At 37.6% G+C, this 15,106-nt stretch carries 7 protein-coding genes; all 7 read left to right on the forward strand.

Annotated elements, in window-relative coordinates:
* Positions 1–718 precede the first annotated feature (718 nt).
* The 7 genes from AW17_RS13025 to AW17_RS13055 all read left to right on the forward strand — a co-directional run bounded on the left by AW17_RS13025 (position 719) and on the right by AW17_RS13055 (position 15,085).
* Positions 719–3,724, forward strand: coding sequence for a SusC/RagA family TonB-linked outer membrane protein (locus AW17_RS13025; RefSeq protein WP_167343675.1), 3,006 nt, complete (start codon positions 719–721; stop codon positions 3,722–3,724).
* A 36-nt stretch (positions 3,725–3,760) separates the two neighbouring features.
* Positions 3,761–5,113 (forward strand): RagB/SusD family nutrient uptake outer membrane protein, encoded by a 1,353-nt coding sequence (locus AW17_RS13030; RefSeq protein ID WP_029277066.1) that lies wholly within the window; start codon positions 3,761–3,763, stop codon positions 5,111–5,113.
* A gap of 45 nt (positions 5,114–5,158) precedes the next feature.
* The gene (locus tag AW17_RS13035) at positions 5,159–8,335 is read left to right on the forward strand and encodes a SusC/RagA family TonB-linked outer membrane protein (protein ID WP_029277067.1); all 3,177 of its coding nucleotides are present in this window, start codon (positions 5,159–5,161) and stop codon (positions 8,333–8,335) included.
* A 52-nt stretch (positions 8,336–8,387) separates the two neighbouring features.
* The gene (locus tag AW17_RS13040; RefSeq protein WP_167343676.1) at positions 8,388–9,848 is read left to right on the forward strand and encodes a RagB/SusD family nutrient uptake outer membrane protein; all 1,461 of its coding nucleotides are present in this window, start codon (positions 8,388–8,390) and stop codon (positions 9,846–9,848) included.
* A gap of 29 nt (positions 9,849–9,877) precedes the next feature.
* Entirely contained in the window at positions 9,878–10,657 is a 780-nt protein-coding gene (locus AW17_RS13045; protein WP_029277071.1) for a DUF4843 domain-containing protein, read from the forward strand.
* A gap of 119 nt (positions 10,658–10,776) precedes the next feature.
* Positions 10,777–12,450 carry a PKD-like family lipoprotein gene (locus tag AW17_RS13050; protein WP_029277073.1) on the forward strand — a complete coding sequence of 558 codons (1,674 nt, stop codon included), beginning with the start codon at positions 10,777–10,779 and terminating at the stop codon, positions 12,448–12,450.
* Between the two features lie 118 nt (positions 12,451–12,568).
* Complete coding sequence (locus tag AW17_RS13055) at positions 12,569–15,085, forward strand: zinc-dependent metalloprotease (RefSeq protein ID WP_051691822.1); 2,517 nt, start codon at positions 12,569–12,571, stop codon at positions 15,083–15,085.
* Positions 15,086–15,106 lie beyond the last annotated feature (21 nt).

The raw sequence follows: 15,106 nt of genomic DNA on the forward strand, positions 1-15,106 counted from the left end.
TGAGATTTAATAATCGAACTCAGGTCAATAGTTAGTTTCTTGCTATTTTCATTACGGCTTTATCAAGCGATTTTAGGTGCTACTTTTAAATCAATTTGCGCACAAAAATGCTATTATTCACATCAGTATTAAAAGAATTAGGACGTATAAGTGGGGAATATTGTAGTTGCCTCTTTTAGATATCTGGTATGCTTAATAATGGCAATTTTGGTGGTGCTCCATTATCTTTGTGTTAAATCAGCAACGAAAAACTCAGCCAGTAAACTTAATATTTCTGTAATATAGACTGCTTGTTAAGTTAAAAAAGAGCCTGAAAACTGGCTTATTCGGGTGGAATTGCCGTTTTTTACGATTTTTTTATTTGTGGATAATAATGTGTTTATCACTTTATAGTTTTAAAGCTCCAAGAGTTTCTATCTTTTACTTATTTTCAAAGCATAATCCAGTCATTCCCCTCGATTGTCCATTCCATTTTCATTCCCTGTTGTATAATTTTGATATTTCAATTTGTATAAAACTATATAAACTAATCTGTTACCAATAAATCTGATCAATGAAATTAAAAGTGTTTGGCCTATTTACTTTGATATGCATTTGTCTGAACCTTCAGATAAGTTTTGCTCAAGTGCGCAATTCAAAAAATGCAAAAAAAGTTGTTGATACTACCTCTCGAAATCGCGAGATAATTCTTAGTGTGAAAGACTTAGATAATTTAACCATGTTAGATAGTGTTAAGGTAGTAATCGGCGGACAAATAAAATTCACCTATGGTGGTATTATAGCTTTTGAAGGCGGTGTTAAAGATTCGGTTGCCGTTTTAAGTAAACCAGGTTATTATGGCGTAGTAAAAAAAATATCATCGGGAACTTCAACTGTCTTTATGCAAAAAGGCATGGATACATCAGATGGCTCTATTGTAAATACAGGAATGTACAGCAGGCCCAGCGAATTGTTTGCCGGAGCAACAGTGGCAATTAGTGGCGATGAATTACGCGCGGTGAATTCCAATAGCTTAATCGATGCATTAAAATATTATGTGCCTTCATTTGGAGTATCAAGAAATAACAATATTGGTGGAGATCCCAATACCTTATCAAATGTTAGCCTAAGAGGTACAAATACTTTTCCTTATGCTGCTACAATTGCTAGTAATCAAACAGGTAATTTTGGTGTTGAAGTAGGTCCATCCTCAGGGGATTATATGGCATCGAATATCATGTCGCCCGGAACCCCAGTTATTTTATTGGATGGTAGTCAAGTTAGCCTGCAAACCATATCGGATTTAGACATCACCCGAATTCATAGTGTAACCGTTTTGAAGGACGCATCAGCTACAGCAAGCTATGGTATGCGAGGCGGAAACGGGATCATCATTGTTAAAACGCTAAAGCCTCAAAGGGGACTTTTAAACGTTGGACTTACCTCAGAATTGCAAATCGCAACGGCAGATCTTTCTTCTTATAACATATTGGACGCTAAAGAAAAGTTAGACATCGAAAATAAAGCCGGTCTTTACACAGGCGATTTAGGTGCCTATTATGCAAAACGCTATGATCAGGCCTACAATAAGGGAACAAATACAGCCTGGCTACAAATACCATTACGTAAAGGTATTGGAATGAGGCATTCACTTCAATTAAGCGGTGGTAATGATGATATGGTATACAGTATTTCAGCTGCTTATAACGATAAGGAAGGTAGTATGAAAGGCTCCAGCAGAAAATCGACTGAGCTAGGTGCCTATTTTGGCGGCCATTTCAAATCGTTTACTTTCAATAACAGATTTTCATATTTAGGAACAGCTGCATCAAATTCTGCTTACGGACCATTTAATAACTATACTAAACAAAATCCTTATTGGAGCATATATGATTCCGCAACTGGAAAAATACAAAAGGTTTTAGAAGAAGTTACCGTAGGTGATGTAACAACGAGTTATATGAATCCAGCTTTTAATGCTACTATGGCAACAACTGATGCCTTAGACTATTCGAGGATTAGTAATATGACTAACATGAATTTTGTAATCAATGAGAAATTACAATTGAACGGAATGATTGGAATTAATAAACAAGCTGATGAGCTTAATTATTTTTTACCTCCAAATCATACTGCTTTCGCCAATGTAACTGTAGATAATCTATTTACTAGAGGGTTATATCGTTATACTTCAAATAGCTTTATGAATGTAGAAGGTGGTTTACAATTGCAATACCATCAGAAATTTGGGCAGCATGAAATCTATGGAACAGCGGGCCAAAACTTAATCCAGACTGCTAGTGAATCTGCAGGATTTGTTGTTCAAGGCTTTAATGTAGACCGATTAGCCGATGTTGCTTTTGGTACTAGCTACTCAGCTTCAAAACCTGAAACCGGCAAAATTGTAACACGCTATGCATCCACATTTGCGAACCTCGTATATAGCTATAACGGGCGTTACCAATTAGATTTATCAGGGGCGAATGATTTTTATTCCGCAATTGGACAACATGCAATGTTATTCTGGGCCACAGGCCTTTCATGGAATGTGAACAAAGAACATTTCCTTGAACAAGCAAAATGGATAAATCAGTTAAAAATTAGAGGAAGTGTTGGGGTTAGTGGTAATCAGAATTTTCTTTCTTATCTCAACAGAACAACCTATAACTATTTTACAGGCATACAATACATTCCCACGGGTAACGGAACTGGTTTAATAGGTCGTGGTCTAGGTGCCTATTTAACTGGTTATGCCAACGATAATTTGCAATCGCCAGAAACCTTTAAACAGAACTTAGGTTTGGATGTCTCCTTGTTTAACAACAGGTTGGCACTAAGTTTCGATATCTATAAACAGAAAACAACTAAACTGATCTTGCCCGATATTGCATTACCTTCTACCGGTCTTGTTACTTATGCCTATTATCAGAATTATGGAAGCATAGAAAACCGTGGTGCCGAGTTTAGTGCAAGTGGATCTATTTACAAGGCAACCCATAATAACCTTAATTGGAACCTAAGGCTAAATGGCCTTTGGAACAAAGATAAAGTAGCCGAAATCGCGCCGAGTTTATTGGTGTACAACAACAACAGCAATGTTGTTGCAGACCAAACCAAACCACAAAGTCAGTACCAAGTCGGCTATTCTCCTTCCGCAATATGGGCAGTACAATCTTTAGGAATTGATGCACAAACTGGTCAGGAAATGTTCCTAAAAAAAGATGGTTCAACAACAACTATTTGGGATGCTAACGATAAAATTTTAGCGGGAGATTTAATGCCTTCATTGTCGGGTTCATTTGGTACAGATGCTTCTTTCAAACAGTTTTCTGCGGGAATCTATTTTAGCTATCAGTTGGGTGCAAAAGTCTATAATCAAACTTTGGTTGATCGAATAGAAAATGCTGATATCACTTACAATGTAGATCAAAGAGCTTCAACGCAACGTTGGACGCAGCCTAATACAACCGATTTCCTTTATAAGAAACTTTCCGTAAATGGATTGGCTACTGCCCCAACTTTTGCAACAACCAGGATGGTCCAAAAAGATGATAAGATTCAGTGTGCTTCTATTATGCTCGGCTATAGCTTGCCAAAAATGTGGGCCAGTAAAATCAGGACCAAAAACATTGGTTTAAGATGCATCATAAACAACGCTTTTGAAGTGGGAGGCGCGGAGATGGAGCGAGGTATTTACTATCCATTCCAACGTAACTATACTTTTTCGCTAAATGCAAATTTTTAAATCAAGCTCACTTAGGAAATGATAATAAGATCAAAGATGAAGATTTTAAAAAATAAAATATTAGTAATTGCAGGGCTCATGACCATCCTTGGCACCGCATCATGTAAAAAGTGGGTAAATGATACACCGCAACCTTTGCAAGTAGATGAATCTACATTGTTTTCTACAGAAAAGGGATTTCAAGATGCGTTGTATGGCGTTTATCTGCAAATGGCCGGACAATCTCTTTATGGAAGAGATCTAACCCTGGGCGTTCTGTCGGTAACTGGTAGAAGTTATGATGTGAATATAAGCCCTACAATAGGCAACCTATTTTATCAAGGTGCTCGCTATAATTTCCAAGATAAAGCACTAAAAGATTATGCTGCTGATGTATGGAGCAAAATGTACCAATCTATCGCTAACCTCAACAATTTGTTGGTTAACATAGAAGCGAAGAAAGAGATGTTGGCTGTCAATAATTACAATAGGTATAAAGGTGAAGCTTTGGCCTTGAGAGCCTATTTACATTTTGATTTGCTGCGCCTATTTGCTCCTGCTCCGGCTGTCGGAATAGGGACTGAAAAAGGAATTCCCTACGTTAAAACAATCCAATCGACTACTACGGCGACAGCTACAGTAGACGAGGTAATGTTGCAGTGTATAGCCGATTTGAAAACCGCTGAAAGTCTTTTAGAGCCAAACGATGTTACCGATTATCGTTTAAACAATTGGGCCGTGAAAGGTTTATTGGCTCGTGTGTATCTGTACAAGGGCGATCATGAGAATGCACAAAACTATGCGAATGCAGTAATTGCTAGCAATAAATTTTTATTGGCCAAAAACAATACAGATTTATTCTTTTCGAATGAAGGTTTATTTAACCTGTTTGTTTATCAATCGCAAGCCTTCCATAAATCAGTATTGACAGATCAGGTTACTTTAGGTTTATCTGCCGCAAGCCAAACAGAACTATATGTAACAGGAAATGGAGCCACTGCAGATTGGAGAAAATCATTTGTAGATCCTTCAACAGGATTAGGCTCAGGGTCTCCATTTATGCCTAAAAAGTTTTACCCTTTAGGCACCAAGAGCTCTTTTCCGATGATTCGTTTAACAGAAATGTACTATATCGCTGCTGAATGTGCTGTGAAAAAAAATGATGCATTAACTGCTACGAATTTATTGGATAGCGTAAGGGTACATCGGAATTTGCCAAAGTATACGCTTACCGCATTACCGCTTGACAATTTAAGTGACGAAATCGGAAAAGAATACCAAAAAGAGTTTATTAGTGAAGGACAACTATTCTTTTATTTCAAACGTAAGAATACACCATTTTCTGCGCTGCCATTCACGAAAGTTCCGGTAGATGCCAATGCAACCTATGTGTTTGTTAGGCCTGAGTAGTTTTTTAAAATATTGTTTCAACAAATAATTCGATGTACAATCCATATGAGTAGCAATTATAAAATATTAAATAAAGGATTTAAACCTGTTCGCAAAGGAGTTTTATTATTACTGTTGATGAACCTGTTTTCAATTGCTTTATTTGCACAAAGTACTACGGTGACCGGTGTTGTAAAGGGTGAAAATGGAGAATTTCTCCAAGGCGCAATGGTACAACTTGTAGGCAGCAACAATGTAACTACTACCGCACTAAACGGAACGTTTGAATTAAGGAATGTTCCGGCTAAAGCAACCTTGCGAATTTCATTCGTAGGTTACAAAGTTGCTTACGTCGCGTTGGAAATTGGACAAAAAACACTCATTGTCAATCTTAAAAGCACTACAACAACCTTAACAGAAGTAACCATCAACAATGGGCTTTATAAAAGACCAGTAGGAAACTTTACAGGTGCTGCGAAAACCTATACAGGTGATGAGCTAAAATCAGTTAATCCAAGAAGTGTAATCCAAGCACTTGCTGTACTTGATCCATCGGTTAGATTAACAGAAAATAATGTATTAGGTAGTGATCCAAATCAATTACCGATTATCCAGATTCGTGGACAAAACAATTTACCGTTAACAACTGGAGGAGCTACAACTAGTGCAACCCCAGTATCTAATGGAGATATCATGTCGAGTTATTTATCCAACCCAAATGAGCCGTTAATTATTTTAGATGGTTTTCAAACGACTATGCAAACCATCTATGATATGGATATCAATTTGATAGCGAGTATTACCGTATTAAAAGATGCGGCAGCAACAGTCGCTTACGGTTCAAAAGCAGCAAACGGAGTTATTGTTGTGGAAACGAAGCAACCAGTGGCTGGTAAAATTAGAGCGACATATTCGGTCAATTTTAACATTGAATTACCTGATTTATCGTCATATCATCTGCTAGATGCTGCGGGTTTATTAGAAGCACAACGCTTAGCTGGAGTTTATAACGATGAAAATCTTTTCAATGATATCGGCAAGAAACAATGGTATAATTACCGCTTAAGTAATGTAAAAAGTGGAATAAATACCGATTGGTTAACTCAACCAGTTCAGGTAGGGTTTGGCGTAAATCATAGCTTTTCGTTATCTGGGGGTTCTGGAGCGCTTAGGTATGCATTAAACCTAAACTACAATGATTCGGAAGGTGTAATGAAAGAATCCGGTCGTAAACGTTACGGATTGGGCTACAGCCTAATTTATTTTGTTAAGAAATTTCGTTTTGATAATCGTATTACATTAGGCTATACGAAAGGCAATAACACACCATGGGGCAGTTATAGTGATTACGCAGCTCAGTTTCCTTATTTTAAGAACAAAGATGATTCAGGAAATATTATCAAAGTATTTGAACCTACAGCTAAAGACTTGGGTTTTGATATTGCTTCACCTGGTGGAATAATGACCAATACGGCCTATAATTCGACCTTGAATTCAAAAAGCTATGCTGCTAATCTTAATATAGGTAACAGCACGAGTGTAGAATGGACTATTTCAGATGCCATTCAAATTAGAGGGAGTTTAGGCTGGAGCAGAAATGTGCCGAATTCAGAGACTTTCTTTCCGGCAGACCATACCAGCTTTGAAAACTCCATTACCGTATTTTCTGAATTAGGTACTTATTCGCAATTAAAGGGGATAAATAGTTCCATTGATGGAAAAATTAATGCAAATTTTAACAAAAGTTTAGGAAAACATACTTTTTTTGCTTCGTTAGGTGGTTCATTTCAAAAAACATCGAGTGTAGGTACACAAATATCGGTTGCTGGAATTCCTAATGATTATTTGGACGAACTAGGCTTGGCAAATGGTTTTGGCTTGTCTAATTTAAAACCAAGCTCAACAAAGAACTTGACCAAGAGTTTGTCCAACTACCTAAGTTTAAGTTACAATTATGCAAATCGATATACTGCCGAATTTACCATTAATCAGAGTGGTTCTTCCCAATTTGGTAGCAACAATAAATTAGCACCATTTTACGGCGGTGGTGTAGCATGGAACATCTCAAATGAAAAGTTTTTTAAACCGAACGATATTATCCAATCCGCAAAATTACGTGCTAGTATTGGTATTACAGGTAATCAAAGCTTCTCAGCTTACATGTCCCAACAAGTTTATCAGTACAGCTTTACCAATAATTATCGTTTACAATTGGGAACTTTATTGGGCAACTATGCTAATCCTGATTTGAAATGGCAGCAAACGCTAAAGAAAAACATTGGGTTAACTCTTGGATTCTTTAATGGCAGGTTAAATACTTCATTTGAACTATTCCAAGAAACCACAGACAACTTGATCTTGCCGCTAGAAGTAGCTCCTTCAACTGGATTTGTAAATTATCAAGACAACTTAGGTGGAACTAAAAATCAGGGCTATGAAATCTCTATTTCAACGCCGATTATTAAAAATGCCAAAAAGAATATTTTCTGGACCGTTGGTTTCAATACTGGACATCACACTAATGTGATTACCCGATTATCGCCTGCAATTGAATCAATCAATAAGGCCAACAACAGCACAAACGACCCAAATATTTCTCAAAAATCACCATTGCCACGTTTTGTTGTCGGCCAATCAATGAGTAGAATTTGGGCTGTGCCTTCATTGGGTATTGATCCAGCCTCTGGTAAGGAAGTATTTGTGAAGTTAGATGGAAGCAGAACTTTTACATGGGATGCGTTGGATAAACAGCCTATAGCAGATGCAAATAGCAAATTTAAAGGATCCATGTCGTCCAACTTTAACTATAAAAACTTTGTACTGAACTTTAACTTGATGTTCCAGTATGGAGGTTATATGTACAATCAAACTTTGGTTGATAAGATTGAGAATGTTAATCTTTTAGCGGTTAACGCTGACGAAAGAGTATTAACAGAACGATGGAAACAACCGGGAGACCATTCTTCATTTAAATCGCTAGTTGCTGACGGCACCAATGGCTTACAGCAAACTAATGCTACCTCTCGTTTTGTACAAAAGAATAATTTCTTGGAGATTTCTAGCATTACCGTGGGCTATAATTTTCCAGCAAACTTGAAATGGGTAAAAGCGGCACATCTTTCTGCGCCTCGATTAATGGTTACCCAAAACAATTTTGCCCGTTTAGCTACCATCAAAACGGAAAGAGGTACAGGTTATCCCTTTTCAAGAAGTTTCAGTTTTGGCTTATCTACTAATTTCTAGTCTTATGTATCGCAATATGAGTAATCAGCAAATTAAACAAAAAAGCAAAAAGATGGCTTTATTAACTTATAGCCGGTTTTTTTTGTTATCTCTTTCCTTATTCGGACTTACAGGTTGTTCAAAATTTTTGGATCTGCCACCAAGGGATAAATTTCCACAACAAACTTTGTTTAGTGATGAACAAGGATTTATTGATGCCCTTACTGGGGTTTATTTGGGAATGGATAGGCCTAATAATGGTCCATCACAAGGTTTGTACACGAATGATCTTTCCATTGGGATGCTTTCTGTGATGGCTTATAACTATACCAATGCCTCCACTTCGGCTTTTAGTAATGGTTTATATGCCAATACTTCCCGCTATAGTTATACTGATGCGGGCGTAAAAGCAGAAATCGCCGGTATTTGGAGTGGGATGTATAATAACATTGCCAATGTAAATAATCTACTGCTTCAGATAGATAATAAAAAAGAGATTTTCACTCGAGATAATTATTACCGCGTAAAGGGCGAAGCCTTAGCATTGAGGGCTTTATTTCATTTTGATTTAGCCCGTTTATATGGACAACCTCCCGTGACCGGCGCAAACGAAAAATCAATTCCTTACATCACCACATTTAACATTACGTCTACACCGTTCGTTTCTTTAAATACCGCGCTTGATTCTTGTATTTCGGACCTTAAAAAAGCCAAATTACTACTCGCACAAACAGACACAGCAGCGGTTAAGAAAGGTTCTTATGATTTGTTTAGTTCCTATTCGCAAAATCATATGAACTACTGGGCAACCCAATCTTTGCTAGCGCGTACCTACCAATATAAAGGTGATTTTGCAAACGCACTTATCAGTGCACAGGCAGTAATCGGAAGTGGTAAATTTCCGTTGATCACAAGTAATGTAGCGAATATTGCTAATACGACTAGAGATCGTTTGTTTTCGCAGGAATTGGTCTTCGCTTTATATAGTACCAATGTGCAAAAAATCAACAGTGCTTTATTCGAAATACAAACTGGGGCTTTTCAACTCCCTGCGGCGAATAAAACCGCTATTTATACGACTACTACCGGAAGTACCACTGATTATAGGTATATCTCTTGGTTTGACAACAATAACAGCGGTCTAAATGTGCCGTCGAAGTTTTTTCAAAACGCTGGGTTACCGTACTTACTTCAAAATATTATGCCGGTAATCAGGGTTTCAGAAATGTACTATATCGCTGCTGAGTGTTTGGGTGCAAAAGGAGATGTTCCTTCAGGATTATCTTATTTGAACAAGGTTAGGAATGCGAGAGGTTTGAATAGTTTAACCAGCACAGCTATTCCAGATGAAGCCAATCTTTCGAATGAAATCATGAAGGAATACAAGAAGGAATTCATTCAAGAAGGCCAAACATTTTTTTACTACAAACGGCTGAATAAAGATTTGGCATTGGTTACTGGAACCACGGCGATAGTGCCTGTTGGTGCCTATGTTTTCCCAATACCAGACAAGGAAGTAGAATATAACCATTAGTTCGCTCACCATTGATCAATAGAAAAGACATGAAAAATTTAAAATCATATTTACCAGCGTTATTTGCAGTCCTCTTTTTCGTGGGATGTGCAAAAGATCCGGCTTTATTTACCGAATCTGATGGATTATCTTTTGGCACAACCGATCCTAATATTTACTATTCATTTGCCAAATATCCAACGAAGCTTATTGATACGTTACAAATTCCGATCAATGTTTTTGGAAACGCAGCTGCTACAGCGAGACCTATTTCAATTGAGGTATTAAATTCACCAGACCTAAATGCTGTGCAGGGGGTACATTTCAAGTTGTTATCCAATCCGGTTATTCCCGCAAATTCTTTCAAAACCAACATTTCGATAGCGGTTTACCGGACCATAGATTTAGAAGCGGCAACCGTAAAATTCGCTTTAAAAATTAAGCCAAATGATGCTTTTCCCGGCAATGGAATCTCCGCGCAACAGTCGCTCACAATTAACCTAGCTTATATCCAACAACCAGTTACTTGGGGTACATTAACAGGTTTGCCTTTTGCGGGATACTCTACCAATTTTGGTACATGGACAAAAACGAAGTATAAATTGATTTTAGAAGCCCTATATGATCCTTTGAAAGGGGAAACCGTTACGGAGTTTGCCTCTGGGAATCGCTTTGCTGGTCAACACCCAATAATTTATGACCAATATGTTGCCGTTGTAAGAAATTATATCCGTGTAAACTATCCAGGAAATTATGGAGGGAGCGGAGCAACATTGAAAGACCCGGATGCCAATAATCAGTTAATACAAGTTGGACCAGCAAATTATTAATGATGAAACATACCTTCAATAATTATAGACAGATGAAACCATCATGGGCATACCTCTCCCAAACAAAAGTGAATATGTCCGTGATAGCTTCATTACCGATAAAAAACAATTATATATCAATGAAAAAGACAAAAATAGCACTCTTGGGTTCCATCATTGCCACAGTATTTTTTATCGGCTGTGCTAAAGATAAAGGAAACTATGATTATCAGGAGCAAAATGTAGTTAAGATTGCGACAGATCTGGATAAGGTAGACCGGAATGTGTTCATTACAGCTGATTCGATAAATCTTAATCAAAATGACAGCTTAAAAGTAAGGCTTAAATTGAATCAATCTATCGGGACAGCGAATAATTTCGATTATGAATGGATAATTACACAATATGTGCCATCGAATGCTAATCCGCCAAAATCTATTTTGGGCACAGGAGCACAATTGGATACCAAAATAATCTTACCACCAAATTTATACCGCTTGGTTGTTAAACTTGCCGATAAGAACTCCGGAATTGCTTATTATAAAAGTTTTGCCTTAAATGTTTCGGCAGCTACATGGGGTAATGAAGGTTGGTTGGTCTTGCAAGATATGTCGACCGGAGATGGTGCAGATTTATCGGTAATTACCACAAGGGATGGATCAGTAAAAGGTAAAGTATATGATAATGTCTATTCCATTTTTAATCAGCATAAATTACCTAAAGGCACTTACAAAGTAAATGTATTAAGTTATGCAACCGCCATGCGTTTACAAAGAGTATCATTTTTTTATCCTAATGGAGGTTTAGAAGTAAGAGGTATTGATTTTGCAGATTCAACAAGAGCTGATAGTTGGTTTGTCACAACACCAAGTGCAATAAACTTTCAGTTAAACGGGTCCGCTGGAAGCAGTAGTGCAGGATGGGAATATATCATCAATAACAATCAAATTTCATATCGACAAGTTAACGCGCTTACGGTTAAAGCGCTACCAATCTATTTCAACCCACCTTTTATTGGAAGTTTTAACCTTAGTCCATTTGTGATTAATTCCTCAAATAGCGACGCTTATTTTACTTTGTTTGACAAGACAAATCGTTGTTTTCTACTGCTTAGAGCCGATAATAATACCTTCGTTCCTGCTAATCCGGATTTGCCCAACAAGCACTTTGTGAATTATGCAGGAACTACGGCAGATTTACATCCTACAACGGGTTCAGGCTTTGATTTAAATAACATGAAGCATGATTTAGTCCATGCAGAAAATGCGCAACCCATGACAACTGGAAATGGGTATTGGAATTGCATCTTCAGAAACAATACTGGTGATACCACAAATTTAATTCAGTTTCAACGTGCGATTGCCTATAAAAATGATTTTAGAACGGGTCGTTATCTTTTAAAGCCAGCAAACTGTCCAGGGATTAATTCTGCTACCTTATTTGCAAGTCCAACTTATTTGGCCTTGCCAGGGGGATCACTTTATTACGTCAGCGGAAATATCATCTACAATTGTAGCATCAAAACATTGGGAACTTCAACAGCCAGTGCTGGACTAACTTTCCCAACAGGCACCGTAATTAAAGTCATGAAAATCTTTAACTCAGGCTATGCTGCCACAAATCTTCCCTCAACAGAAGGTAAAGTCCTTGTTGTTGCTACAGACGAAACTTCGAGCGGGGGAGGCCATCGGGTTTATTTCTTTAATCTAAATGCCACAGGAGGGATTATTGGCACGCCATCAAGCCCCGCTGATCTTTATACAGGCTTTGAGAAAATTACAGACCTAGTATTTAAGAAGGCATTAGGAAAATAATCTTTAACCATTATCAATATTAATATACTTATTCCACTTATCAAACCACATCAATCAATCTTAAACTGAAAAATAGTGATAAGAGCTTGATTGCTTGTTAAATAAATAATACATACAAATGAAACCAAAATTTATCAAATTAAAATTCATCCCCTTGCTAATCGCGTTATTCGCATTTCAGACAAGCTTAGCGCAAGATTCTGCTGCGGTGAAGAAACCGGCAATGGTGAAATTGAAAGCTTACAATGATGTTATTACCGCTAAAGCGATTTCGAAGTCGGGGTTTTTTAAAGTGCACATTGTGGATGATCATTATTACTTTGAAATTCCAGATTCTTTATTGAACCGCGAGTTTCTATTCACTACCCGATTGTCAAAAGTTCCAACTGGTAGTCCAAGATTTGGGGGTGAAATGGTGAATGCCATGATTGTGTCCTTTGAAAAAGCACCTAATGATAAATTATTTGTTCGTGCAGTCACAAATGTTGCGCAAAGTAATCCATCAGATTTCATTTCTCGTGCCTTAAGAAATGCAACAGTAGAACCTATTATTATGGTTCTCGACTTAAAGACACGAGGAACAGACGGTAAATCGTCGGTGGTAGATTTTGCTGATTTTTTCCTGAAGGATAACCTGATTTCTGGGTTTGATGCAGACATGAAAAAACAAATGGGAACTGGATCTCCTGCTGCAGACAGATCCATGCTTTTATCTATGGAAGCTTACCCGAAAAATATTGAGATTAAATCAATGAAAACCTATAGCATCGGAGGTGCGCCTGCTAAACCTGCCGATGGAGCTGATCCTGGGGCGGCAGCACCAGCTACCGCAAGCGTTGGGATTACATTTGAAATCAGCAACTCTGTAATGATTATGCCTAAAACCCCAATGAATGTACAGGTTTATGACCCTAGGGTTGGTTATAGTTCAGGAAGTTATCAAGTTTTTTCTGATGATCAACAGCAGGTAGATTTGAAACGCTTTATTTCCAAAAACAGATTAGAGGTAAAACCAGAAGACCTTGCCCGTTACAAAGCTGGAGCACTGGTAGAGCCAAAGGAACCTTTGATCTATTATGTCGATCCTGCAACACCGAAGCAATGGCGACAATATATCATCGCAGGTATTAATGATTGGAATGAAGCTTTTAAAGCAGCTGGTTTTAAAAATGCAATTGTAGGCAAAGAATGGCCAGAAAATGATAAAACCATGGATTTGGAAGATGCTCGTTATCGCGTAGTTCGTTATTTCCCTTCTGTTAATCCTTTCACGATTAATCCCAAACTAAGCGATCCGCGCACGGGCGAAATTTTGCAAACCTATATCGGATGGTCGCATAGTCAGATTAAAACGCTCCACGATTGGTATATGATACAGGCTGGCCCCGTTGATCCTAATGCGCGTTCAATGAAGTTCAGTAATGAGCTAATGGGCGCTTTAATTAGGGCTCAAATTAGTCGTAACGTAGGCTTTACATTGGGCTTACGTGAAAACTTAGGAAGCAGTTCTACAATTCCAATCGCTCAATTAAGAGATCAGAAATGGTTAGCAAATCATCCATTTAACAATTCTATTATGGATCTTAACTTCTATAATTACGTAGCTCAACCGGAAGACAAAATTTCCAGAAAAGGATTAATTCCAGGAATAGGCGATTATGACAAATGGGCTATCAAATGGGGATATAGCTATACTGGTGCCAAAGATTTTGAAAGCGATAAAAAAATCCGTTTAAAATGGATACTTGATCAAGCCAAAACAGGTTCAAAGCTATGGTTTGCAGGTGATCAGGGCGGAAATACTAATGATCCTATCGATCCAAGTGTACAGTGGGCAGATTTAGGAAACGATCCAATTAAGGCGAGCGAATATGGTCTTAAAAATCTGAAAGTAGCGATGGCCAATTTGATTAAATGGACAGTTACCGAAGATGATACCTATTACCCTACTTCAGATTTATATTATACCATATGTGACCAGTTTTCTTTCCTTATGCGCCACGTTTATTCAAACGTAGGAGGAGTTTATACAACGATTAAAAGCATAGAACAAGATGGAGATGTTTATGTGCCTGTACCTAAAGCAACTCAGAAAGCTGCGGTAGCTTTTTTAAATAAAGAAGTGTTTGATACGCCAACATGGATCTTTGATCAGAATGTCCTTAACAAATTTAAAAAACCTGCTAAAAAGGAGCAGTTTCAAAAGATGCAGGACAATACCTTATATTATTTAATTAACACAAATCGTCTTTTCAGGATGAACACCACCACAATGCGTTACGGAAAAGCAAACACTTATACTGTAGATGATTTATTCACTGATTTAAATAATGGTCTATGGGGTGAATTAAAAAGCCACGAAGCCGTAGATAGTTATAAACGTGTCTTACAAAAGGCCGCGGTAGGTTATATGCTTAAATGTGCTCAGGAAGGTGATAAACTTCCAGATCCATCTAAGCCGCTTGCTGAAGATTTAGGAGGTACAGATGTGCCTGTTGTTGTGCGTATGCATTTGAAAAAAATCATGGATCAGTGCAAAGCGGCAATTCCTACTTATCAAGATCCGGTAATGGTGGCCCATTTGGAATATGTATCAGGAAAAATCGATAAATATTTAGATCTGGATAAAAAATAATTGAATAGTCATTATAACGAT

Source organism: Pedobacter borealis DSM 19626 (assembly GCF_000708285.2).
Lineage (GTDB): Bacteria > Bacteroidota > Bacteroidia > Sphingobacteriales > Sphingobacteriaceae > Pedobacter > Pedobacter borealis.